Source organism: Pseudonocardia sp. ICBG1142 (genome assembly GCF_020496255.1).
Lineage (GTDB): Bacteria > Actinomycetota > Actinomycetes > Mycobacteriales > Pseudonocardiaceae > Pseudonocardia.
The window spans coordinates 497,381-520,128 of sequence record NZ_JAHLJC010000030.1 but is presented as its reverse complement, the minus strand read 5'-3'; the positions used below and the strand labels follow the sequence as shown (position 1 = coordinate 520,128).

22 protein-coding genes are annotated in these 22,748 nt (G+C 75.2%); 4 read left to right on the top strand and 18 right to left on the bottom strand.

From position 1 onward, the window contains the following. The first annotated feature begins 92 nt into the window (after positions 1–92). Positions 93–974: a helix-turn-helix transcriptional regulator gene (locus KPL59_RS36965; RefSeq protein ID WP_226361333.1), complete on the top strand. Its 882-nt coding sequence runs from the start codon at positions 93–95 to the stop codon at positions 972–974. Between the two features lie 6 nt (positions 975–980). Here the strand turns inward: KPL59_RS36965 and KPL59_RS16595 are convergent, their stop codons facing one another. The 13 genes from KPL59_RS16595 to KPL59_RS16535 all read right to left on the bottom strand — a co-directional run bounded on the left by KPL59_RS16595 (position 981) and on the right by KPL59_RS16535 (position 14,156). Continuing rightward, positions 981–2,171: an MFS transporter gene (locus tag KPL59_RS16595; RefSeq protein WP_226361332.1), complete on the bottom strand. Its 1,191-nt coding sequence runs from the start codon at positions 2,169–2,171 to the stop codon at positions 981–983. 84 nt (positions 2,172–2,255) lie between these two features. After that, the gene (locus tag KPL59_RS16590; RefSeq protein WP_226361331.1) at positions 2,256–2,921 is read right to left on the bottom strand and encodes a hypothetical protein; all 666 of its coding nucleotides are present in this window, start codon (positions 2,919–2,921) and stop codon (positions 2,256–2,258) included. After that, entirely contained in the window at positions 2,918–4,954 is a 2,037-nt protein-coding gene (locus KPL59_RS16585; protein ID WP_226361330.1) for a cytochrome c oxidase assembly protein, read from the bottom strand. The genes KPL59_RS16590 and KPL59_RS16585 overlap by 4 nt, the downstream gene beginning before the upstream one ends. A 105-nt stretch (positions 4,955–5,059) precedes the next feature. After that, positions 5,060–6,670 (bottom strand): serine/threonine-protein kinase, encoded by a 1,611-nt coding sequence (locus KPL59_RS16580; protein ID WP_226361329.1) that lies wholly within the window; start codon positions 6,668–6,670, stop codon positions 5,060–5,062. A gap of 157 nt (positions 6,671–6,827) precedes the next feature. Further along, the gene (locus KPL59_RS16575; RefSeq protein WP_226361328.1) at positions 6,828–8,111 is read right to left on the bottom strand and encodes a geranylgeranyl reductase family protein; all 1,284 of its coding nucleotides are present in this window, start codon (positions 8,109–8,111) and stop codon (positions 6,828–6,830) included. A 52-nt stretch (positions 8,112–8,163) separates the two neighbouring features. Next, positions 8,164–8,532 (bottom strand): hypothetical protein, encoded by a 369-nt coding sequence (locus KPL59_RS16570; RefSeq protein WP_226361327.1) that lies wholly within the window; start codon positions 8,530–8,532, stop codon positions 8,164–8,166. After that, positions 8,529–8,969, bottom strand: a complete 441-nt coding sequence (locus KPL59_RS16565) for a hypothetical protein (protein WP_226361326.1) — start codon at positions 8,967–8,969, stop codon at positions 8,529–8,531. The genes KPL59_RS16570 and KPL59_RS16565 overlap by 4 nt, the downstream gene beginning before the upstream one ends. After that, the gene (locus tag KPL59_RS16560) at positions 8,953–10,197 is read right to left on the bottom strand and encodes a molybdopterin-dependent oxidoreductase (protein WP_226362098.1); all 1,245 of its coding nucleotides are present in this window, start codon (positions 10,195–10,197) and stop codon (positions 8,953–8,955) included. Before KPL59_RS16560 ends, KPL59_RS16565 begins: the two co-directional genes overlap by 17 nt. Positions 10,198–10,205: 8 nt before the next feature. Beyond that, complete coding sequence (locus KPL59_RS16555; protein ID WP_226361325.1) at positions 10,206–10,829, bottom strand: methyltransferase domain-containing protein; 624 nt, start codon at positions 10,827–10,829, stop codon at positions 10,206–10,208. Next, positions 10,826–11,515: a DUF2064 domain-containing protein gene (locus KPL59_RS16550; RefSeq protein ID WP_226361324.1), complete on the bottom strand. Its 690-nt coding sequence runs from the start codon at positions 11,513–11,515 to the stop codon at positions 10,826–10,828. The genes KPL59_RS16555 and KPL59_RS16550 overlap by 4 nt, the downstream gene beginning before the upstream one ends. Further along, on the bottom strand, positions 11,512–12,159 hold the full coding sequence (locus KPL59_RS16545) for a glycosyltransferase family 2 protein (protein WP_226361323.1): 648 nt from the start codon (positions 12,157–12,159) through the stop codon (positions 11,512–11,514). Before KPL59_RS16545 ends, KPL59_RS16550 begins: the two co-directional genes overlap by 4 nt. 78 nt (positions 12,160–12,237) lie before the next feature. Continuing rightward, positions 12,238–13,287 carry an NAD-dependent epimerase/dehydratase family protein gene (locus KPL59_RS16540; RefSeq protein WP_226361322.1) on the bottom strand — a complete coding sequence of 350 codons (1,050 nt, stop codon included), beginning with the start codon at positions 13,285–13,287 and terminating at the stop codon, positions 12,238–12,240. An 11-nt stretch (positions 13,288–13,298) separates the two neighbouring features. Next, the gene (locus KPL59_RS16535; RefSeq protein WP_226361321.1) at positions 13,299–14,156 is read right to left on the bottom strand and encodes a nucleoside phosphorylase; all 858 of its coding nucleotides are present in this window, start codon (positions 14,154–14,156) and stop codon (positions 13,299–13,301) included. Between the two features lie 147 nt (positions 14,157–14,303). Here KPL59_RS16535 and KPL59_RS16530 point away from each other — a divergent pair, with 147 nt between their 5' ends. Further along, complete coding sequence (locus KPL59_RS16530; protein WP_226361320.1) at positions 14,304–15,644, top strand: LCP family protein; 1,341 nt, start codon at positions 14,304–14,306, stop codon at positions 15,642–15,644. A gap of 10 nt (positions 15,645–15,654) precedes the next feature. Here KPL59_RS16530 and KPL59_RS16525 read toward each other — a convergent pair whose 3' ends face one another. Next, positions 15,655–16,653, bottom strand: coding sequence for a Ku protein (locus KPL59_RS16525; RefSeq protein ID WP_226361319.1), 999 nt, complete (start codon positions 16,651–16,653; stop codon positions 15,655–15,657). A 52-nt stretch (positions 16,654–16,705) separates the two neighbouring features. On the opposite strand from KPL59_RS16525, the gene ligD reads away from it, so the two are divergent. Next, a complete protein-coding gene (gene ligD, locus KPL59_RS16520; protein WP_226362097.1) occupies positions 16,706–17,620 on the top strand; it encodes a non-homologous end-joining DNA ligase in 915 nt (304 codons plus the stop codon). Positions 17,621–17,716: 96 nt separating this feature from the next. Continuing rightward, entirely contained in the window at positions 17,717–18,298 is a 582-nt protein-coding gene (locus KPL59_RS16515; RefSeq protein WP_226362096.1) for a putative glycolipid-binding domain-containing protein, read from the top strand. Here the strand turns inward: KPL59_RS16515 and KPL59_RS16510 are convergent. The 4 genes from KPL59_RS16510 to KPL59_RS16495 form a co-directional block, all read right to left on the bottom strand. Further along, positions 18,295–19,239, bottom strand: a complete 945-nt coding sequence (locus KPL59_RS16510; protein WP_226361318.1) for a prephenate dehydrogenase — start codon at positions 19,237–19,239, stop codon at positions 18,295–18,297. The genes KPL59_RS16515 and KPL59_RS16510 overlap by 4 nt on opposite strands. A gap of 131 nt (positions 19,240–19,370) precedes the next feature. Further along, a complete protein-coding gene (locus tag KPL59_RS16505) occupies positions 19,371–19,934 on the bottom strand; it encodes a hypothetical protein (RefSeq protein WP_226361317.1) in 564 nt (187 codons plus the stop codon). Next, on the bottom strand, positions 19,931–21,229 hold the full coding sequence (locus tag KPL59_RS16500; protein WP_226361316.1) for an amidase: 1,299 nt from the start codon (positions 21,227–21,229) through the stop codon (positions 19,931–19,933). Before KPL59_RS16500 ends, KPL59_RS16505 begins: the two co-directional genes overlap by 4 nt. A gap of 56 nt (positions 21,230–21,285) precedes the next feature. Further along, a complete protein-coding gene (locus KPL59_RS16495; protein ID WP_374111633.1) occupies positions 21,286–22,689 on the bottom strand; it encodes an MFS transporter in 1,404 nt (467 codons plus the stop codon). Between the last annotated feature and the right edge of the window lie 59 nt (positions 22,690–22,748).

The following is a 22,748-nucleotide window of genomic DNA, read 5'->3' as shown; positions in this document are numbered from 1 at the left end:
GAGCAGCTACCGAGGTGGTCCCGCACCGCGGCCGTGACGAGCCGCTGCGCACCGACCGGAATAGCCGGTCGGGCAGCGTGGCTGATCACGGTGTGACGGCACCTCTACCCGATGCGATCGACTCCCGTCTCGACCGGATGCTCGCCGGCATGGAGTGGGAGCTGCGCCGGTCCCGCCGATCCCGGGTGACCGACGGCGCCGTGTCCACGGTGCTCCGCGACACCGCCGGGTTCGTGTTCCTGCACGACGGCCGCGCCGCGGTCCGGGCGGCGGCCGAGCAGGGCTGGACCGCGGTCGCGGCGGGCGACCTCGTCCTGGTCCCGCGGCGCGCCGACCTGACCGTCCGCGGCGACGGCGGCGCCGAGGCCACCGTCGTCGAGCTGACGCGGCCCCCGGCCGCGCGGCCCGACGAGGGCCCGCTCCCGGACGCGGTGGTCGCCCGGTCGTTCGGGGCCGCCGAGCCGGGCATGGCGGTCCTGGTCCGCGGCATGGCGTGCGGGTGGAGCACCGTCGGCGGGGCGGTCCGCAGCGGCGACACGGTGATCTGTTCGCGGATCGCGACCACGATCGCGGTGACCGCGGTGCGCATGTGGGTCGAGCAGCAGCCCTGCTGCGCGGACCGGTGGCTGTCCTCCGCGCTGGACCCGCGCATCGGGCGGGCCCTGCGCGCCGTGCACGCCGACCTCACCCGCGCCTGGACGGTGGCCGACATGGCCCGGGAGGCGACCATGTCCCGGGCCGCCTTCGCCGAACGCTTCACCGAGCTGGTCGGGCGCAGCCCCGCCGGGTACCTGACCGCCGTCCGGGTCGGGGTGGGGCGGGAGCTGCTCGCCGACGACACGGCCACCGTTGCGGAGGTCGCGCACCGGGTCGGCTACCGCTCCGAGCTCGGGTTCGCCCGCGCCTTCCGGCGGGAAGCAGGCATGTCGCCGTCCCAGTGGCGCGCCTCGGCCCGGGCGGTCCGGGCCCGCTGACCCGGCCTACGACCGGCTCGGCTCCTGCGGCGCGGACCCGAACGCCAGCCCACCCACCGTCGCCACCACGGCCGCCGCCGCCAGCGTGACGCGGACCCCGACGCCGTCGACGAGCAGTCCGCCGACGCCGGCGCCCACGGTGATGCCGAGCTGGAAGCCCGCGACGAGCAGCCCGCCGCCCGCCTCCATCCGGTCCGGCACCACCCGGGCCATCCACGTCGACACGACCGTCAGCCAGGCACCGAACGACAGCCCCCACACCGCGACACCCGCGACGACGACCGGCAGCACCGCGGGGAACGTCGCCACCGACGCGACCCCTGCGGCCAGCACCAGCGGGACGGCGTACCGCACCAGCCGCAGGTACCGGTCCACCAGCATCCCGACGACGAGGTTGCCCACCACCCCACCGGCGCCGAACACCGCGAGCAGCACGGCCACCCCGCCGGCGTCGAGCCCTGGGACGGTCCCGAGCGCGGGCCGGACGTAGGTGAACGCGGCGAAGTGCCCCAGGACGGTCAGTACGTGACCGGCCAGCCCACGCGGCATCCCGGGGGCGCGCAGCGTGTCGACCAGCGGGCGCAGCCCGTCGGCGGCGTCCGGCGCGACCCGGGGCAGCACGGTGCGGATCGTGAGCGCGGTCAGCGCGGACAGGACCGCGACACCGACGAACACGGCCTGCCACCCCGCCAGCGCACCGAGGTAGACGGCCACCGGCACCCCGGCGACCGTCGCGAGGGTGGTGCCGGTGTTGACCAGCATCATCGACCGTCCGAGCCGGCCCGGCGTGCTCAGCCGGGACGCCACCGCCAGCGACATCGCCCAGAACCCGCCGATCGCCGCACCCAGCAGGAGCCGGGCGGCCAGCAGCACGACGAAGCTCGGCGCGATCGCGACCAGCAGGTTCGACACCGCGGCGGCCGCCGCGAGCACGGTCAGCAGGGCGCGGCGGTCGACCCGCGGGAGCAGCGCGCCGATCGTCGGGGCGACGAGGAGCCCCACGAACGCCGTCGCCGACACCGCCTGGCCCGCCTGCCCCTCGGTGATGCCGAGCGTGGTGGCCATCGGGGTGAGCAGACCGGGCGGGAGGAATTCCGCGAGGACCAGGACGAAGCTCGTGAGGGCCATGACGCCGACGGCGCCCCAGGCGGTGCGGTCCGGACGGGTGGAGGTGGATGTGGTGGATGTGTCGGTCACGCTGTCAGCCTTCGCCGTGGTGCGGCCGGGTACCCGTCCGATCGTCCGGCGTGACAGACCGGTCGTCCGGATCGGGGCCGTTGGTCAGAGCACGGGTTGCACCGGCAACTCCCCTTGTGCGGCGAACGAGGTGGCGACGACGTGGCCCGCCGCGCCGAGGTCGAGGAACCGGGGCGGCGGGCCGCCGTCGGTGACGTGCCGGCGCCTGGGATGACGGCCGGGCACCACGTCCGCGGTGACCCCGGCCTCGGTGAGCAGCCGGGCGATGCCGTCGATGAGGCCGCGCGGCCCCCGCGCGAGCAGGCCCCGACCACCCGCCAGGTGCGCGGGGAGGTCGTCGAGCCGGTGGAAGCACTCCACCGGCGGGTACCAGCCGCCGGTCTCGGACTCGACCAGGACGCGGAGCCGGTACGCCAGCAGCTCCGGCCCCCGCGGCGCACCGCGGACGTACACCGAGTCCGAGATCTCGGTGTGCAGGCGGAGTGCCGGGTGCTCGTCGTGGACCTCGACGTGCGTGACGTCCGGCCCCGGGGTGCCGGCGAGCTCCCAGCCGAGGACGCCGTCGGCGTCGATCCGGACGTGCGTCCGCGCCAGCTCCTCGACGTCCTCCTCCCAGGGTTGGTCGAGGACGAGGTCGACGGACAGCCGCTCGCCCGCGATCCGCACGGCACCGACCCGTGCCTCGACCTGGTACTCCGCGACGACCGTCCCGAGCAGCTCCAGGTCGAGCGGCTGCTCCGCCACGCTCACCCGCCCCGCCGCATCTGCTCCAGCATCGCGTTGTACGCCTTCAGCTCCGCGTCGTCGTCCCGCTCGGCCTGCCGGTCCTTGCGGGCGGCCTCCCGGGAGTCGTCGCGCGACCACTGCACCACGAGCGTGACCATCACCAGCAGCATCGGGATCTCACCGGTCGCCCAGGCGATCCCGCCGCCGGTGCGCTGGTCGTCGAGCAGGTCCACCCAGGGCAGCCCGACCTGGCGGTAGAAGTTCTCGCCGAGCACCGTGGAGGAGCTCATCACCGCGACGCCGAAGAACGCGTGGAACGGCATCGTCGCGAGCATGACGGCGAGCCGGCCCAGGTGCGGCAGCCGGTGCGGGGCGGCGTCGACGCCGATCAGCGGCCAGAAGAACAGGTAGCCGACCAGCACGAAGTGCAGGTTCATCAGCTGGTGGGTCCAGTGGAACCGCAGCGCCCCGTCGAACAGCGGGGTGAAGTACAGGACGTAGAACGAGCCGACGAACAGCACCGCCGCGAACGCCGGGTGCGTCACGACCTTCGCGACGCGCGAGTGCACCGCCGCGAGCAGCCACTCCCGCGGGCCGGGCGGGTTGCCGCGGCCCGCCGGGCGCAGCACCCGCAGCGCGAGCGTGACCGCGCCGCCGAGGCTCAGCAGGATCGGCGCGAGCATGTTCAGCGTCATGTGGCTGATCATGTGGACGCTGAACATGGACGGGGAGTAGAAGCCCAGCCCCGACGACGTCGCGACCAGCAGCGTGGCGCAGCCCAGCAGCCAGGCGACGGTGCGCCCGACCGGCCACCTCACTCCGCGGGCCGCCAGCCGTCGCACGGCGGCCAGGTACAGCCCGGCGAGCACCAGCGCGCCGGTGCCGAACAGCAGGTTCCAGCGCCAGTCGACGAGCACCGCGAGCGCCGAGAACGGCCGGGTGATGTCCCAGCCGATCAGGGTCTGCAAAGCCGAGTCGTCGGCGACGACGAACCGCGGCGGCACCAGCCGGATGCTCGCGACGCCCAGCGTCGCCACCGTCGCCCCCAGCACCGCGACGATCGGCAGCAACCGGCCCGGCACCGGTCCGGCCGGGTCGGCGACGAGCCCGCGGGCCAGCAGCGCGGTCAGCGGCACCAGGGCCGCGAGCAGCACCGCCACGACGACGGCGACCCGCACGTAGGGCGACCCGCCGAGCGGTCCGGCGTCGGTCACCACCAGCTGGAAGACGACCTCACCGACCAGGTACACGACCCCGCCGACGGCGAGCAGGCCGCGGACCCGGCCCGCGGTCCGCCCCTCGACGACGCCCCCGTGCACGCGGAACGCGACCAGCGCGGCGACCAGCCCCAGCCAGGCGGTGCCGGCGACGGCGCGCAGCACGTTCGCGTCGCCGCTCCAGTCGTGCCCGGCCCCGGTCGCGGCCGGGTGCACCGCGGCGGGCACCGCCATCGCGCAGGCGGCGAGCAGCCCGAGCGCGGCGGCGGCCTTCCAGCTCAGCGAGAACGCCGACCCGAGGGCGACGAGCAGCAGCAGGGCCCCGGCGAGCGCCCAGCCCAGCGGCTCCTCGATCGTCGCGGCGGCGCCGAGCCACCCGAACGGGCCCACCGACGCCAGGACGTCGGGGGAGTTGCCGGTCATGTCGGCCACCGACAGCCAGCCCGCGGCGATCGCCGACAGCCCGGCGACGGTGGCGGCCAGGGTGCCCCGGCGCAGCGCGCGGTAGCCGTGGACGTCGACCGTCCCGGACGTCTGCGGGGCCGCGACCAGCCCGCCGACCAGCAGCGACCCGGCGGCGAGCGCGGTGGCGGCCACGGCCAGGACCTTCGCGACGACCGTCGCCGCCTTCAGCCCCGGCTCGGGCACCGGCAGCCCGCTCTGCCGCCAGAAGCCGTCGTCGCCGATCGAGACGGCGACCGCGGCACCGGCGCACAGCAGCACCAGGGCGACCGTGAGCGCGGTCAGGAGCCCACGGCGGTCGCGCCGCGCCGGCACCGCCGGTGCGGGCGGCGCACCGCCCGCTGCGTCGGTCGTCGCCTGCTCCGTGCTCGCGCTCACCGAGAACCCCTCCGCAGGTGGTCACCGGGCACCGACCGCGCCCGTGTCACCTCCGATGGTCCCCGTCCGGCCCGGCGCGCGCCGCACCGGGTCGGACGGGGCACGTCAGTTCCCGGTGATCCCGGACCACCAGCGCTGGATCGCCTCCCAGAAGCCCTGCGCGTCCTGCCCGATCTGGCCCGGGTCGGGCAGGTTCGAGGGCAGCGACGGCAACGACGGCAGCTCGGTCGGCAGCGACGGGAGGTTCGACGGGAGCGACGGCAGGTTCGTCGGCAGACCCGGGATGTTGCTGGGGATCTGGATGCCGCCACCGTTCTCGCTGCTCGGGGCCCCGGTCGTCTCGGTCGTCTCGGTGGTGGGCGGTGCGCTGGTCTCGGTGGTCGGCGGCGCCTGGGTGTCGGAGTCGTCGTTGCCGAACAGCAGGAACCCGAGCAGCAGCACCAGCAGCGCGACGACGAGTGCGCCGATCGCGATCCACTTCCCGATCCCCGACGAGCCGAGGTCGCGCGGCTCGGGTTCCGGCTCCGGTGCGACGACCGGCGTCGCGACGGCGGTCGGCTCGGCCAGGATCTCGGCGACGCGCCGGGCGTCCGGGCGCCGCGCCGGGTCGGTGGCGGTGGACTGCGCGATCGCCGTCCGCAGCGGCTCGGGCACGTCCGCGGGCACGACCGGGGCGCGGTTCACGCGCTCGGCGGCGCCCTGGAGTCCCTGTCCCTGGTACTCCTGCCGCCCGGTCCAGGCCTCCAGCAGCACGAGGCCGAGCGCGTACACGTCGGTCGGCGGTCCGACCGGGCGGCCCTGGACCTGCTCCGGCGACAGGTACGCCGGCGTCCCGATGATCTCGCCGGCCGCGGTGTGGCCGTCGGCCCCGAGCAGGGCGGCGATGCCGAAGTCGGCGAGCCGGGCCCGGCCGTCGGAGTCGATCAGGATGTTCGACGGCTTGACGTCGCGGTGCGTGACGCCCTGGGAGTGGACGTAGGCCAGGGTCTGGGCGACCTCGGCGCCGATCCGCCGGATGTCCTCGGGCGGCAGGTCCTCGGACGCGATGACGTCCTTGAGCGTCGGCCCGTCGACGAGCTCCATCACCAGGTAGGCGCGGTCGGCCTCGACGGCGAAGTCGTGCACGGCGACCAGGCCCGGGTGGCGCAGGTTCGCCATGACCTGCGCCTCCTGCTCGAAACGCTGGTCGGCGCTCGGGTCGTCGGCCGCACCGAAGATCTTCACCGCGACCGGCCGGTTGAGCCGGGTGTCGGTGGCCCGGTGGACGTCGGACATCCCGCCCTGGCCGATCAGCCCCTCCAGCCGGTACCGGCCGCCGAGCAGCTCGGGCTCGGTGATGGGGGCGGGCATCATCCGGGTCGCGTCCGGGCGCGACGGCCGCGGGGCGCCGTAGGCCGCGGTCGGCGGGGCACCGAGGTGGTGGGTCGGGGCCTCCCCGGGCCCGAGGCGCCGGGTGCCGTCCGGGGGACCACCGGGACCGCCGGGGCCCGGACGGCCGGGGCCGGGGGGCGGGCCGACCCGGCGGGTGGCGTCCGGTGCGTTGGTGCGGATCGCCGGGTCCTCGTCGGCGCGCCGCGGTGCGGGCCGGGACCCGCCGACGCGGCGGGTGGGGTCGGGCGCGGGACCGCCGCTCGGCGGCCGCTGCCGGCGGTTCCCCGTCCGCCACGGGTCGGACGCGTCCCTGCGGGTGCGCTCCGGATCGTCGCCGCGGGTCACGGGCCCTCCCGGTCTGCTGGTGCGGCCGGACCGCGGGCGCGCGCACCGGCCGTCCGCCGTCGTGGCGGACCTCCTGGCGGGGACCGTACCGTCCGGAACCGGTCACCCGGGTGGACGGCGCGCCAGCACCACCCGGTGATCCTGCGCCGCGGCGCGGTCAGCGCGCCGCGACCGGTGTGCGCAGGTCGGCGGCGGGGAACGGGGGCCGGTCGTCGAGGCGGACCGACAGCTTCCCGGCGGCCCGCCAGGCGCGGGCGGTGAGGTCGCGGTCGGCGTCGGTGACGAGGTTGCCCATCACCCGCAGCGCCACCGTCATCAGCGCCCGCGACCGCATCCCGACCGGCCCGGCCAGCGGCAGCAGCCGGGGGATCGTGATCAGCCCGGCGAGCCGCCGCGCGATGGAGAACGCCAGGCCGTAGTGCGAGCGCAGGGTCGCGGGCCAGGCGCGGTCCAGGTCCGCACCCGAGGCGAGCAGCTCCGCGACCAGGCGTCCCGTCTCCAGGCCGTAGTCGATGCCCTCGCCGTTGAGCGGGTTCACGCAGCCCGCCGCGTCGCCGACCAGTGCCCAGTTCGGCCCGGCGACGCCGGACACCGCCCCGCCCATCGGCAGCAGCGCGGAGCGGACCAGCTCGACCTTCGGGCCGAGCTCCCACTCGGCGCGGCGCGCGTTCGCGTAGTGGTCGATCAGGCCGCGCAGCTTGATGTTGGCCGGGCGCCGGTCGGTGGCGAGCGTGCCGACGCCGATGTTGACCCGGCCGTCGTTCAGCGGGAACAGCCAGCCGTACCCGGCCAGGACCTCGTCGGCCTCGCCACGCAGCTCCAGGTGCGAGCTGATCCACGGGTCGTCGTGCCGGCCGGAGGTGACGTAGCCGCGGGCGGCGACGCCGTAGGCGGTGTCCTGGTGCCACTCGCGGCCCAGCACCCGCCCGAGGGTGGAGCGCGCGCCGTCGGCGACGACGAGCCTGCGGCACCGGACGGAGCGGCCGTCCTCGAACACCACGGAGTCGACCCGGCCCCCGGAGAACGCCACGTCGACGGCCTTGGCGTCCTCCATCGGGGTCGCGCCGGCCTCCAGCGCGACCCGGCGGATGCCCGCGTCGAGCTCGGTGCGCGGGATCGCCGAGCCGTGCGCCGGCAGCGATCCGCCCGGCCACGGCAGCTCCAGGACCTGCCCGAACCCGTGCGCGCGCAGCCCCCGGTTGGTGCCGTGGGAGTCCACCCAGGCACCGAGGCCCAGGTGCCCCAGCTCGGCGATCGCGCGCGGGGTCAGCCCGTCACCGCAGGCCTTGTCCCGGGGGAAGGTCGCGGAGTCGGCGAGGACGACGTCGAGACCGTGCCGCGCCGCCCACGCCGCCGCCGCCGATCCGGCCGGGCCCGCCCCGACGACGAGCACGTCGGTGGAGTCCGGGGTGGCGGCGGGCGGGACGGGACCGGTGCTCATGACCACAGTGTCGCAACCCGGCCGGGCGACCGCCGCCGAGCGTGCCCCCGGGTCACGACCGGGTCAGGTGCCAGAGGATCACGTCGTGGGCGTGGCGGGCCTTGTCGTCGCCGCGGAAGGCGACCTCGTGCACGGCCGTCCCGACGGTGACCGCGATCTGGCTCGAGCTCGCGAACCGGCCCAGCAGGTTCCGGTCGGCGACGAAGGAGGCCGAGGAGATCCGGCCGTAGGGGATCGAGGTGATCGCCGTGCGCTTGCCGACGAAGGAGTTGTCCTGCAGGACCACCCGCAGATCGGTCAGGCCGAGGAATCCGGTGCCGGCGCCGATCGCGTCGTACACGGTGATGATCCGCTCGCCCTCCAGCAGGCCGGCGGCGACCTTGTCGAGCTGGTCGCGCTTGTCGAAGACGGGTTCGCTCATGCCCTCGATACTGCCCGGCGGGCGAGCAGTGTCCGCACCGTCCAGACCATCGCGGAGACGGCGAACAGCACGACGGTCAGCCACACCCACCGCATCCGGTACGGCTCCTGGTCGAGCCCGGTCGCGTTCAGCGTGCTCAGCGCGCCCTGCCCGATGATCCCGGGCAGGAACATCAGCAGCGCGAGCCCGGAGCCGAGCACCGGGATCCGGACGTGGTTGACCAGCGGTACCCGGGTGCGGGGCAGCGTGAGCAGCAGCAGCCGGTCCCCGGCGGCGTAGAGCGGGAACAGTACGAGGTCGTGCAGCAGGACCGCGCCGGCGAACCACCAGGCCATCCTGACCAGGTCCGGGGACCCGGAGACGATCGCGTACACCGCCCATCCGGCGAGCGCGAAGCAGCCGAGGGCGGCGAGCAGGCGGCTACCGGACAGCAGCACGGGAGAATCCGATCGTCGCGACCCACTTGGTGTTGTGCACCCCGGGCAGCGCCGGGACGATCAGCCGCGCCGGGTACCCGTGGTCGGGCGACAGGTCGGCGCCGTTGACCCGCAGCGCGAGCAGCGAGTCCGGCGACAGCGTCTGGGCGCGGTTGAGCAGTGACCGGGAGAACGGGCTCCGCACCTCGACCGACCGCACCTCCGCGGTCACCGGGTCGGTCACCCCCGCCGCGCGGGCCAGGTCGGTCAGCCGTACGCCCGTCCACACCTGCGAGGTCGACCAGCCCTCGACGCAGGCGAGCGGCAGTTCCGCGGTGTGCTGGGGCAGCGCGGCCAGCGCCGCGCGGTCGAGCACCACCGGTGCCGCGCCGCCGGTCAGGGTCAGCGTCCAGGCGCTCCCGACCGCGGCCGGGGCGATCCCGGAGGCGACGAACGTGCGGTTGACCGGGAAGTCGTTCGGCCCGCCCCGCTCGGTGCTGCCGGGTGCCGTCGTCCGACCCCGGGGCAGCAGCAGCGCGGTCGACCGGAGCTGGTCGGTGAACTGTCCGACGGTCAGCGCCGCGACGAACAGCATCCCTCCGCCGACCAGGGCGATCGCGCCGCGCCGCGACATCGTCGGCGGGTCCGGGTCCGGCGCGACGAGCGGGTGCGCCGGCTCGGGACGGGTGTCGGCGAGCGGCGTCGCGAACTCGGCGCGCAGCGACCGGCTCCGCAGCGAGCGGACCATCGTCGGGAGCTTCGTGACCACGTGCAACGCGAACGAGGCCAGGAACACCCAGGCCGCGGCGTAATGGCCGTCGTAGAAGGAGAAGCCGAAGACGTAGTCGTACTGGACGTTCAGCAGGCCGGTGACGATCAGGAACAGGATCGAACCCACCAGGAGCACCAGGGACAGCCGTTCCAGCAGCTTCACCGGGTTCCGCTCGGGGGCGGTGAACAGCTTCGGGATGACCGACCACAGCTTCGCCAGGACCAGCGGCACCAGCACGATGCCGAGTCCGACGTGCAGTCCCTCGGTGAGCCGGAACAGCCAGGTCGGCGACACCGGCCAGTCCACCCAGGGCAGCTGCAGACCGCCGACGGCGTCGGCGGCCGGGATCGCCTGCTCCCGGCCGTAGGCGAGCCGGTCGAGGAGTCCGGTGAACGCGACGACCGGCAGCCCCACCAGCAGCGGGAGGGCGAACATCGAGGTCAGCCAGGGTCCCCGGATCGGGCTGCGCCATCGCATCACGCGTCTCACGATCGGGTCAGCTCCAGGAACACTCGGGCGCCGAGGTGCACGTCGGTCACGCGCAGACCGGTGCGGCCGGCGGTCACCGCGAGGGGGACCGCGCCCTGCACCGCCCACGGGATCGGCTCGCCCGCCCCGCCGCCGCAGAGAACCCGGGCGGTGCCGCGCCAGGCGTGCTCGGGACGCGGGTCGGCCTCCACCAGCACCGTCCCGCCGCGGGCGAGCAGCCGCGCGGCGCGGGTGAGCAGGGCGGTCGGGTCCCCGCCGATGCCGAGGTTGCCGTCGGCGAGCAGCACATGGGACCAGCTGCTCTCCCCGGGCAGCGGGCCGAACAGGTCGGCCTGGACCATCGCGACGCCCCGGCGGCGGCAGAGCACCCGGGAGACCGCGGAGCCGTCGACGCCGAGGGCGGCGATCCCGCGCGCGGCGAGCGCGGCGAGCAGCCGGCCGGGCCCGCAGCCGAGGTCGACGGTGGGGCCGGTGCAGTGGCGGACCAGCCAGTCGTCGCAGCCACCGGCCGCGTCGGCCCAGCGGTCGACGTCCAGGGCGATCTCGGTGCCGTCGTCGCAGAGCAGGCGCGAGGGTGCGCCGGACAGCGGCATGTCGAAGCCTTCGGCGGTCACGGTCACACCGACACCTCCGGACATCGCAGGGTCAGCTCGGCGACGGCGCGGGCGAAGCGGCTGCCCGGGACCTGCGCGGCGCCGGCGACGGCCTCCGCGGCCGTGTCGACATCGGTCAGCGGCTCGGCGAGGACCACCCGCAGCCCGGCGGCACGCAGCGCGTCCAGCGTCCGGTCGCCGGTCTCGGCGGTCGACATCGGCACGCCGTGCAGCGCGGCGGCGGCGAGCGGGTCGCGCAGTCCCAGCACCCACCACCCGCCGTCGGTCGCGGGGCCCAGGACGGCGTCCACCCCCGGTTCGGCGAGCCGGTCCGCACAGCGGGACAGCAGCTCGGTCGACGCCTGCGGGGTGTCCATCCCGACCTGCAGGGTCGGGCGTCCGGGGTGGCGCGCGAGGGCGTCGGCGTGCGCGGCGGCGATCCGTGCGGCCAGCCCGTCCCCCCGCTGCGCGACGACGCCGAGCCCGTCCAGCGCGGCCGCCATCTCGGCGGCCCCGGTGGCGGCGGCCCGGTCCCCGGTCAACGCGACGACGGTGTCGCCGGGCACCCCGGCGGCGGCGTCGAGGGTGTCGAGCAGCGCCGCCGAGGCGATCGCCGCGGCGAGCTCCGGCGTCGCGGGCGGGCACAGCCGGGTCTTGACCCGGCCCGGCTCGGGGGCCTTCGCGAGGACGACGGTGGTCACGGGGCCGGTCATCGCAGCAGCCGGATCATGTCGCGCCCGGCCCGGACGGTGCCCGTGACGGAGCCGGAGACCTTGGACCGCCCGCCGGCGCGGCGGGAGTAGGCGACCGGGATCTCGTCGAACCGCCAGCCCGCGCGCCCCGCCCGCAGGAGCAGCTCCAGCGGGTAGCCGAAGGCCCGGTCCTCGATCTGCAGGTCCAGCAGTGCCTGCCGGCGTGCGACCCGGATCGGGGCGATGTCGTGCACCGGGACCCCGCGGGCGCGCAGCATCCCGGCGATCACCGCGTTCGCCGCGCGGGCGTGCCAGGGCCACACACCGACCGTGTCCGGCACCCGCCGTCCGACGGCGATGTCGGCACGGCCGGACGCGACGGTCTCGGCCATGCCGGGCAGCACGTCGGGGTCGAGGGAGCCGTCGCCGTCGAGGAAGGCCACGAGCTCACCGGTGGCCGCCTCCAGCCCGGCGTGCACGGCGGCGCCGTAGCCGCGTCGCGGTTCGACGACCACGCGTGCCCCGTGCCCACGTGCGACCGCAGCGGTGTCGTCGGTCGACCCGTTGTCGACGACGATCACCGGCCAGTCGTCGGGCATCTGCTTCAGGACATACGGCAGCGCCTCCGCCTCGTCGAGGCACGGCAGCACGATCTCCGGGTGCACGTCGCGATCCTCACCTCTCTGCCGGACCACCGCCCGCCGAATGCGGGACGGTCCCGCAGGGGGTTCGGACGGCGTCCCTCAGCGGTTCGGGGCGATCGGTGAACGGAGCGGGTCGGTCGCGAAGGCCGTCACCCCGTCGGTGAAGCTGGTCCGGGCGCGGAAGCCCAGCCGGGAGGCGGCGTAGGCCGGGTCGGCGACGACGTGGCGCACGTCGCCGGGCCGGGCGCCGCCGACGATCTCGGGCTCGGGACCGTCCATCGCGCGGGCCAGCTCCGCGGCGAGGTCACCGATGGTGTGCGGCTCGCCGGAGCAGACGTTCGCGGCGCCGAAACCGGTCGGCTCCGGATCGGCGACGAGTGCGGCCGCGTTGGCCGCGGCGACGTGGACGAAGTCCCGGCGCTGCCGGCCGTCCTCCATCACCCGCGGCGCCTCACCCCGCTCCAGCGAGGACCGGAAGATCGACGCGACGCCCGCGTAGGGGGTGTCGCGCGGCATCCGGGGGCCGTACACGTTGTGGTAGCGCAGCGACCACACGGTGCCGCCGGTCTGGCGGGCCCAGGCGCTCGCGAGGTGCTCCTGGGCGAGCTTGGTCGCGGCGTAGGTGCTGCGCGGGTCGACCGGCGCGGACTCCGGGACGAGGCCGGACTCGAGGTCCTTGCCGCACTCCGGGCAGCGGGGCTCGTAGCGGCCGGCCTCGATGTCGTCGAGCGCGCGCGGCCCGGGCCGGACGACGCCGTGGTCGGCACAGTCGTAGCGGCCCTCGCCGTAGACGACCATCGACCCGGCCAGCACGAGCCGGTCCACCTTGGCGGCGTGCATCTGCGCCAGCAGCACCGCGGTGCCGAAGTCGTTGTGGGAGGCGTAGTCGGGGGCGTCGGCGGGGGAGACGCCGTGCCCGACCATCGCGGCCTGGTGGCAGACCGCGTCCATCCCCGGCAGGAGCCGGGACAGGGTCTCGCCGTCGCGGACGTCGCCGCGGACCAGCTCGTGGTCCAGCTCCGGGGCCTCGCCGCCGTGGGCCTGCGGCAGCAGCGCGTCGAGCAGGACGACCTCGTGGCCGTCGGCGACGAAGCGGTCGGCGACGTGGGACCCGATGAATCCGGCACCGCCGGTGACGAGAACACGCATGTCCGCAGATGCTAGGGCGTGCCGGCCCCGCCCGCCGGGTGCACGTCCGGCCCGGCAGTGCTGCCCTCGGGCCCGGCAGTGCTGCCCTCGGGCCCGGCCGTGCGGTCGGTGTCCCAGGCCTCGGCGGCAGCCAGCGCCAGGCCGAACAGGCCGGCCCGGGCCTCGCGGGCATCGGTCCAGCCGCGGTGCTCCCACTCCGGCCCGGCGAGGGAGTCCGCGGCGAGGAACACCTGGCCGTAGCCGACCCCGATCCGGCGCGCGGCCGCGACCAGCGCGGACGCCTCCATGTCGACCACCGCGCAGCCCTCGTCGCGGCGCCGCGCGACCCGCGCCGGGGTCTCCCGGAACACCGCGTCGGTGGTCCAGCACCGCCCGACGACGTACGGCACCCCGGCCCCCGCCAGGGTCCGGGCCACGGCGTCGACGCCGTCCGGGTCGGCGTCGATCGTGCGCGACGGCGGCTGGTAGTGGAACGAGGTGCCCTCGTCGCGCAGTGCGCTGCCCAGGACGACGGCGTGCCCCAGCGTCAGCTCGTGCCGCAGCGCCCCGGCACCCCCGACCCCGACGACGGTGCGGACGCCCAGCGCCACGAGGTGCTCCAGGAACATCGCCGCCAGCGGCGCGCCGACGCCCGGGTGCAGCACCGCGACCGGTGTCCCGCCGGGCCCGGTCGTGCGCCAGACCGGGCTGCGGCCGAGCTCGCTGCGCAGCACGGTCACCGCCGAGGAGCGTGTCCCGACGTCGGCGACGACCTCGGGGAACCAGCACAGCACCGCCGCGGACGGCATGTCCGGGCGGTGCGGGGTGATCGCCGACGCCCGGATCACGCCCTCGGCGTCCAGGTCGTCCTCGTGCAGGGGGAGGTCCATCGGCGACGATCATCCCCCGCGGACCCGGTCGGGTGGAACCGCAGGTCGACGGGGTGCCCCTCGCGCCCGGCGTCCCCGAGACGCCGGTGCGCAGTATCGTCGGCGACCAGCGCCCTGACCCCGGGCGGATCGGAGGGTGGGACAGGCATGGCCGGAGACTTCCGCGGCCGGCCCCCCGCGGGCGGGCGTCCGCCGCGGGGCGAGCCACCGCGCGGTGGCCGTCCCGCCCGGCCCGGCAGTCCCGGCTGGACGAACCAGCCCCGCAACCCGCTGCCCGGTCACGGGGGCCGTCCGCTCCCGCCGCCGTCCCCGCCGCAGCAGCAGCCCGGGTCACCGCCCTCACGCGGCCGCGGACCGCTGCGCAAGCCGCCGCCCGGCCGCTCCGCCGGGGCATCGCCGCCGACCCGGGCCGCCGCGCCGGCGCGCCCGGTCATGCCGCGCCCCGCCGGATCCGGAGCAGGAGGGGCCGGAGCCGGGGCCGGGGTGCATCCCGCCTCGCAGGCACCCCGCGACGGCCGGGTCACCCGTGGCCCGTCGATGCCGGACTGGCGCCGCGTCGGCCGGGCCACCCGCGGGCGCTGGAAGGCCGTCCTGATCCTGCTGCTGGTCGCGTTCGTCGGGTTCGGCGTCTACCTCGACCAGAACATGACCCGGGTGCAGGCGCTGCCCGCGGACTCCCAGGCGTCGTCGTCGGGGACGAACTACCTGATCGTGGGCTCGGACAGCCGCGAGGGACTCTCCGCCGAGGACGAGGAGCGCCTCGCCACCGGCGATGCGGCGGGCCAGCGCACCGACACGATCATGCTGCTGCACACCGGGAGCTCCGGGAGCGTGCTCGTCTCCATCCCGCGCGACTCCTACCTGCCCATCCCCGGGAAGGGCAGCAACAAGGTCAACGCCGCGTTCGCCCTCGGCGGGCCGGAGCTGCTGGTCGAGACGGTCGAGGGTGCCACCGGCCTGCGCATCGACCACTACGTCGAGGTCGGATTCGGCGGGTTCGTCGGTGCGGTCGACGCCGTCGGCGGGGTGGACATGTGCGTCCCCCGAGCCATCGACGACCCGAAGGCCGGGCTGAACATCCAGGCCGGCTGCCAGGAGCTCGACGGGACGACCGCGCTCGGCTACGTCCGCACCCGCGCGACGCCCGGTTCGGACTTCGACCGGGTCAAGCGGCAGCGCGAGTTCCTCTCCGCGCTGCTCGGCAAGGCCACCAGCCCGCTCACCCTGATCAACCCGTTCCGGATGGTCCCGCTGGCGTCCGCGGTGACCGGGACGATCACCGTCGACGACTCCGACCACATCTGGAACCTCGCCGGCCTGGCCTGGGGGATGAAGGGCGTCTCCGGCGGCGACGGCGTGCAGACGACCGTCCCGATCGGCGGCAGTGCGGGCGGGTCGAACCTGCGCTGGGACCGCACCCGGGCCCAGGCGCTGTTCGGTGCCCTGCAGAACGACCAGACCCCGCCGGAGTCCAGCTTCGGCCCGTGAGGGACGCCGGTCAGGCGGTCTTCTTCGTCGACCGCCGACGCGTGGTGGTCGACTTCGCGGGCCTCGCGTCGTCGGTGCCGGTGGCATCGCCGCTCGTGTCCGTGTCCGTGTCCGTGTCCGTGTGCGTGTCCTTGTCCGCGGTCTTCTTCGACCGGGAGGAGGACCGGCGGGCCGGGGTCTTCTTCTCCGTCGATCCGGAACCCGACCCTGAACCGGAGTCCGACTTCGTCGACCGTGCCGCGTCCACACTGGCCTGTAGCGCGGACAGCAGGTCGCTCATCGAGTCCCCGCCGTCGTCGGCGGCCTCCGCGGCGGGCGCCGGGCGGGCCTCGCCGTCGGACTTCTTCGCCTCGATCAGGTCGGCCATCGCGTCGCGGTACTCGTCGTGGAACTCCGACGGGTCGAAGTCCGCGCCCATGCTCTCGACCAGCGACGAGGCCATCTTCAGTTCCTGCGGCTTGAGGTCGACGTCGTTGTCCAGGATGTCGAAGTCCGGCTCACGGATCTCGTCCTGCCAGATGAGGGTCTGGAGCACGATCGCCTTGCCGCGCACCCGCAGCAGGGCGAGTGTCTCGCGCTGGCGCAGCGCCACCTTCACCACGGCGGTGCGGTCGGTCTCCTCGAGCGCCTCGCGCAGCAGCGCGTAGGGCTTGGCGGCCTTGGTCTCTGGTTCGAGGTAGTAGCTCTTGTCGAAGAGCATCGGGTCGATCTGGTCGTTCGGCACGAACTCGATCACGTCGATCTCGTGCCCCGTCTTCACGGGCAGCGACGCGAGGTCGGCGTCGTCGAGGGTGATCAGCTCGCCGTCGGGGGTCTCGAAGCCCTTCACGATGTCGGCGTAGGTGACCTCCTCGCCGCACACCTCGCAGGTCCGCTTGTAGCGGATGCGGCCACCGTCCTCGCCGTGGACCTGGTGGAACCGGACGTCGTGGTTGGTCGTCGCCGAATAGACCTTGATCGGGACGCTGACCAGCCCGAAGGACACGGCCCCGCTCCAGATCGCGCGCATGCGGTCCCCCCTCGCGTGCCGTCGATGGTGACAGCATGACGGTGTGCAGCCCATGCTCGCCACCCCCGGACCCCTCCCGACCGGCACCGGTTGGTCGTTCGAGGTCAAGTGGGACGGCATGCGCGTGCTGGCCGAGGTCACCGATGGCGGTGGCGAGCCGGCACTGCGTCTGCGTACCCGTTCCGGCCGCGATGTCACCGCGAACTTCCCCGAGCTCGCCGGTCTGGTGGACCTCGCCCCGGACGTGCTCCTCGACGGCGAGGTGGTGCTGCTCGACGGCGGTGTCCCCAGCTTCGCCGCGCTGGCCCACCGGATCCACGGCCCCGCGGGCGGGCGTCCGGTCACCTTCATGGTGTTCGACGTGCTGCGCCTGTACGGGGTGCCGCTGCTCGACCGCCCGCTGTCCGAGCGCCGGGCCACCCTGGAGCGGCTCGACCTCGCCGCCACCCCGCACGTCGAGGCGTTCACGCTCTACCCGGACGGGGCCGCCCTGCTGGAGGTGACGGCGTCGCGCGGGCTGGAGGGCGTCGTCGCCAAGCGGGAGGACTCGCGGTACCGGCCGGGCCGGCGCAGCCCGGACTGGGTGAAGATCGCCCACCGGCAGTCGCAGTCCTGTGTGGTGGGCGGGTGGAAGCCCGAGCGCGGCGGCGGTGGCGGTCGGGTCGGGGCGCTGCTGCTCGGTGTCCCCGGCCCGGACGGTCTGGAGTTCGCCGGCCGGGTCGGGTCCGGGCTGGCCGGGGCGGCGGTGCAGGACCTGCTCGCCGCCCGGCTGACCGAGGTGCCGGAGTCGCCGTTCGCGCAGCTCCCGCCCCGGGCCGACGCCGCGGACGCCCGCTGGTGCTCCCCGACGGTCGTCGTCGAGGTCGCCCACCTCGGGTGGACGGCGGCGGGCCGGCTGCGGCAGCCGGTGTTCCGCGGGATCCGCGACGACGTCGAGGCCGTCGACGTGCGCCGGGAGCCGGGCTGAGGGGCATCCGCTCATCACCCGTTCGTATGGTCCGGGCGGCGGTGTGGTTCGGTGTGCGGCGACATCGATGATCCGGAGGTGACCTGCGTGGCGGTCATGCTGACCTGGCGATCCGACCCCGAGACCGACGGCGCCGCGGGCACGGAGTCGGCGCGCATCACGACCACTGCCGGCGGCTTCCGTGCCGTCGGCCGGATCATCCGTGGCGGGGAGGGCGGGGTGCTCACCGCGTCCTACCGGCTCGTCGTCGCGGGTGACGGGACGCTGTCGCGGCTCGCCGTCGACGTCGCCACCGCCGAGGGGGAGCAGCAGCTCACGCTCTCGCGCAGCACCGACGGCGTCTGGCTGGTCGACGACGGCTCCGGCGGCAGCCGCGGCCACTTCGGCGGCGCCCGCGACGTCGACCTGGCCTTCAGCCCGGTGTTCAACGCGCTGCCGCTCCGGCGCCTCGCCCTGCACCGCGAGCCCGCCGAGCACGTGCTGCCGATGGTGTTCGTCGATCTCCCGACGCTGACGGTCGAGAACACCGAGCAGACCTACCGCACCGTGACTGCCGGGTCGCCCGGCACGCCCGGTGTCGTCCGCTTCGCCGCCGGGTCGTTCGTCGCCGACATGACCGTCGACGACGACGGGTTCGTCCTGGGCTACCCGGGCGTCGCGTCCCGGGTGAGCCTCTAGCGCTTCACCGGCTCGACGACGTCGCCGCGGCGGCCGAGCTCGCGCAGCTCGGCGAACACGTCGGGGGCGTCCAGGTCGACCGGCACCTCCAGCGGCTCGCGGGTGGAGGCCCACCGCATCCGCGCCTCGTGCCCGGAGCGGACGGTCGCGGCCAGCCCGCCGGTGGAGGCCAGCGCCCCGCGCATCGCGCCGAGCCGGCCCAGCGCGTCGTCGACGGCGGCGAGCAGCGCGCCCCGGTTGCCCTCGCACATCGCCAGCACCAGCTCGGGGCGGGTCCCGGCGACCCGGGTGCCGTCGGCGAACGAGCTCGCGGACAGGGCGAGGGCGAGATCGTCACCCTGCTCCCCGGCGCCGACGGAGGCGAGCACCGCGGCGAACAGGTGCGGCAGGTGCGAGATCCGCGCGACGGCGACGTCGTGCTCGTCGACGGCCGCGGGCACCACCCGGGACCCGCAGTCCCAGGCCAGCTCGGCGACGTCGCGCCACACGTCGACGTCGAGACCGTCGTCGGCGGCGACCACCCAGGCGGCGTCGGTGAACAGCTCCGCGGACCCGGCGGACCAGCCGGACTCGGCCGTGCCGGCCATCGGGTGCCCGCCCACGAACCGGGTGCGCGGCGCGAACTGGGCGACCGCGTCCGCGACGGGCACCTTCACGCTGACCGCGTCGGTGAGCCGGCAGGTGGGGGCGACCGCGTCGACCCGGCGCAGCACCGTCTCCAGCGCGGTCAGCGGGACGCACACGACGACCAGCGCGTCGGCCTCGGCGGCCCGGGCCAGCGCGGCGTCGGTGTCGGTGGTGACGTCGAAGCCGTCGGCGACGGCGGCGGCCGCGGTCGGCTCGGACGCGGCGGTGCCCCAGACCTCACGCCCGGCGCGGGCCGCGGCCCGTAGCAGCGACCCACCGATCAGTCCGGTCCCCAGTACGCACACCGCTCGCATGCGTCACGAGGGTAGAGACCACTCCTTCCCGGCTCCGCGCGGACTCCACCCGTCGCACCTCCCGGCCCGGTGATCACCGTGTGGGGAGTGTCGGGGCGAGCGACCTGCGCTCCACGCTCCACAGTCGGCGATCATGAACGGGCGAGCAGTGCGGCCCCGCGCGGGGACAGCCGGTAGCCGGTCTCCAGGCTCTCGGTCAGGCCCAGCTCCTTGAGCGCGCGGACGTCGCGCTTGAAGGCGAGGGTGTCCCGTCCGGCCCGCTCCGCGAGCTCGGCGGCCCGGACCCCGGGCAGCTCGGCGACCAGCCGCAGCGTCGGCCGGGTCCAGGGCCCCCGCCGCGACCGGCGGTCCATCCGGTCCAGGGTCGCGACGACCTCGTCGAGGTCCCCGGTCGCGTCCCGCAGCGACTCCCGCGGGTCGGTCCCGGCGAAGCGCAGCCGGATGCGGAACACCGGGTCCGAGGGAGCCCCGCGGAACGCGCGGCGCACCCGGTCGGCCGACTGCTCACCGGCGGCGCGGGCGTCGTCGTCGGTGATGGCGGCCGGGTCCACCTCCTCCACGGCGACGACCTCGACGACCCCGGCCGCGGTCCGCAGCGTCGAGCCGGCGACGATCCGGGAGCGCGCCCACCGGCGGTAGACACGATCGACGTCGCCCTCGGCCACTCCGCGGGCCACGGCCACCGGCAGGATCACCGCAGGGCCCCCTCCAGCGCCCGCGCCAGCCCCAGCAGCACGTCCTCCCCGACCGTGATCCCCACCAGCTGCACCCCGGCCGGCAGCCCCGGCACCGGCACCGGCAGCGCGACGACGGGCCGGTCCAGCAGGTTGAGCGGCGAGGTCAGCTGCAGCATCGACGGCAGCACCGGCACCCCGTCGTGCTCGGTCGCGCCGATCGGGGTGGCCCGCAGCCGGGTGGTGGGGCAGAGCAGCACGTCGCAGGAGGCCCCGAGTCGGTCGAGCAGGGCGCGCCCGATCCGGCGGCGCTCGCGCCGGGCGTCGACGTAGACGTGCGTGGGCACCTCGGCGTGCGGGGCGAGCCGGGCGGCGGTCGCGGGCTGGTACTCGTCGCGGCGCTCGGTGAACCAGTGCCGGTGCGTCGCGTAGGCCTCCGCACCGGTGATCACGGGGTAGGTGGCGGCGAGCTCGGCGACGCCGGGGGTGTCCTGGGCGGCGACGGGTGCGCCGAGCGCGGTGAGCGCGTCGGCGGCGGCGCGGACGGCATCGGCGATCACCGGGTCGTGCGGGCGCCACCAGTCGTCGTCGGCGACGCCGATCCGGGGCAGCACCGCCGCGGCCGACGCGCCGGGCTCCCCGAGCGCGGTGCGGGCGACGGCGAGCGAGGCGGCGTCGGCGGCCAGCAGCCCGACCGTGTCGAACGACTCGGCGAGCGGGAACACCCGCTCGCCCGGGATGGCCCCGCGCCGCGGCTTCAGCCCGGCGACGCCGCACAGCGCGGCCGGGGTCCGCACGCTCGCCCCGGTGTCGGTCCCGACGGTCAGCGCGAGGTGCCCGGCGGCGACGGCCGCGGCGGACCCGGAGGACGAGCCGCCGGTGATCCGGGACGGGTCGTGCGGGTTGCGGGCCGGGCCGGTGGCCGCGACGTCGCCGGTGGGGCCGTAGGCGAACTCGTGGGTGTGGAGCTTCGCGACGACCACGGCCCCGGCGGCCCGCAGCATCGTCACCACCGGCGCGTCGGCGGCCGCGGGCCCGGCGTCGGCCAGCAGCCGCGAGCCGCACCGGGTCGGCAGCCCGGCGACGTCGACGAGGTCCTTGATCCCGACGGCGACGCCGTGCAGCGGCCCCAGCCGTCGTCCCGCGGCGGACAGCGCGGTCAGCTCGGCGGCGCGCTCCCGGGCCCGGTCGGCGTCGAGGGCGACCACGCAGCCGGTGGTGTCGGACTGCAGCCGGGACAGCACGTCGTCGACGTGCTCGGAGGGCGAGAGCTCCCCGGAGTCGAGGGCCCGCAACAGGTCGGGGAGCGGCAGCACGCGTTCAGCCTGCCGTCGCTCCCCGCCTCCGACAACCGGTGATCAGCAACCGGTGATCAGCGCGCGGCCAGCTCCCTGGCGATCTCGCGGGCCTCCTCCGGCGACGACGCCGACGGCTGCCCGTCGCGCAGCGGGCGCCGCGCCGTCTCGGGCAGGAACAGCAGCGTGACGACCCCGATCACCCCGGCGGCCATCAGGTAGTAGCCCGGCCACAGCAGGTCCCCGGTGGCGAGGACGACCGCGGACATCACCAGCGACACGGTCCCGGCGAACGCGGACACGAAGATGTTGAACGCGATCGACAGACCGCCGTAGCGGATCTGGGTCGGGAACAGCGCCGGCAGGGTCGAGGGGCTGGTGGCGGAGAAGCAGATCAGCAGCAGGCCCATGAGCAGCAGCCCGAGGAACACCGAGGGGATCGAGCCGTTCTGCATCAGCAGGATCATCGGGATGCCGAGCACGATCAGCCCGCCGGCTCCGGTCCACATGATCGGTTTGCGCCCGATCCGGTCGGAGAGCCGCCCGAGCAGCGGGATCACGAACACCGCCAGCCACAGCACGACGATCTGCAGCCACGACGACGTCGTGGAGTCGATCGGGGTGCCGCCGTGCTGGTCGACCGTGGTCTCCAGGTAGGTCGGCATGTAGCTGGTGAGCATGTAGTTCGTGACGTTCCAGGCGACGACGACGCCGCCGACCATGACGAAGGTCGGCAGGTACCTCGTGAAGATCAGCTTGAGGCCGTCCTTCACCTGGGTGCCCTCGCGCTCCTCGGACTCCGAGAGCATGGTCTGGAACGCCGGGGTCTCCTCCAGCCTGACCCGCAGGTACACCCCGACGATGCCCAGCGGCAGCGCGACGAAGAACGGGATCCGCCAGCCCCAGCTGGACATGTTCTCCGGGCTGAGCAGCAGCGGCAGTACCGAGGCGATGGTGGCGCCGAGGGCGTAGCCGACGAACGTGCCGAGCTCGAGGAAGCTGCCGAAGTACCCGCGACGACGGTCGGGCGCGTACTCGGCGATGAAGGTCATGGCACCGGCGTACTCACCGCCGGTGGAGAAGCCCTGCAGGACACGGGCGGCGACGAGCAGGATCGGCGCGGCCAGCCCGATCGAGGCGTAGGACGGGATGAGCCCGATCAGGAACGTGCCCAGCGCCATCAGGATGACCGTGATCGAGAGGACCTTGGTCCGGCCGATGCGGTCGCCCAGCGGGCCGAAGAACAGTCCGCCGAGCGGGCGGAAGAAGAAGGCGACCGCGAAGGTCGCGAACACCGCCACCTGGGACAGCGGCCCGGGCGGGAAGAACTCGGCCTCGATGGTCGTGGCGAGATAGCCGTAGACACCGAAGTCGAACCATTCGGTGATATTGCCGACCGCGGCCGCCGCGACCGCGCGGCGCATGGTCGCGGGGTCGGTGACGGTGACGCCGTCGACCGCCCCGTCTGCTGTGTCGTCCACTCGTTCCCCCTGGCGACTGGGCACGCCACGGTGACGCTTTCGTCGTAGAACTGTCGATC

What these genes read in the sequence shown, in the direction of transcription:
- KPL59_RS16575 (WP_226361328.1), bottom strand. Translation starts at nt 8,111, where the DNA reads ATGAGCACCGGTCCCGTCCCGCCCGCCGCCACCCCGGACTCCACCGAC.
- KPL59_RS16570 (WP_226361327.1), bottom strand. Translation starts at nt 8,532, where the DNA reads ATGAGCGAACCCGTCTTCGACAAGCGCGACCAGCTCGACAAGGTCGCC.
- KPL59_RS16560 (WP_226362098.1), bottom strand. Translation starts at nt 10,197, where the DNA reads ATGCGATGGCGCAGCCCGATCCGGGGACCCTGGCTGACCTCGATGTTC.
- KPL59_RS16550 (WP_226361324.1), bottom strand. Translation starts at nt 11,515, where the DNA reads ATGACCGGCCCCGTGACCACCGTCGTCCTCGCGAAGGCCCCCGAGCCG.
- KPL59_RS16540 (WP_226361322.1), bottom strand. Translation starts at nt 13,287, where the DNA reads ATGCGTGTTCTCGTCACCGGCGGTGCCGGATTCATCGGGTCCCACGTC.
- KPL59_RS16535 (WP_226361321.1), bottom strand. Translation starts at nt 14,156, where the DNA reads ATGGACCTCCCCCTGCACGAGGACGACCTGGACGCCGAGGGCGTGATC.
- KPL59_RS16530 (WP_226361320.1), top strand. Translation starts at nt 14,304, where the DNA reads ATGGCCGGAGACTTCCGCGGCCGGCCCCCCGCGGGCGGGCGTCCGCCG.
- KPL59_RS16525 (WP_226361319.1), bottom strand. Translation starts at nt 16,653, where the DNA reads ATGCGCGCGATCTGGAGCGGGGCCGTGTCCTTCGGGCTGGTCAGCGTC.
- ligD (WP_226362097.1), top strand. Translation starts at nt 16,706, where the DNA reads ATGCTCGCCACCCCCGGACCCCTCCCGACCGGCACCGGTTGGTCGTTC.
- KPL59_RS16515 (WP_226362096.1), top strand. Translation starts at nt 17,717, where the DNA reads ATGCTGACCTGGCGATCCGACCCCGAGACCGACGGCGCCGCGGGCACG.
- KPL59_RS16510 (WP_226361318.1), bottom strand. Translation starts at nt 19,239, where the DNA reads ATGCGAGCGGTGTGCGTACTGGGGACCGGACTGATCGGTGGGTCGCTG.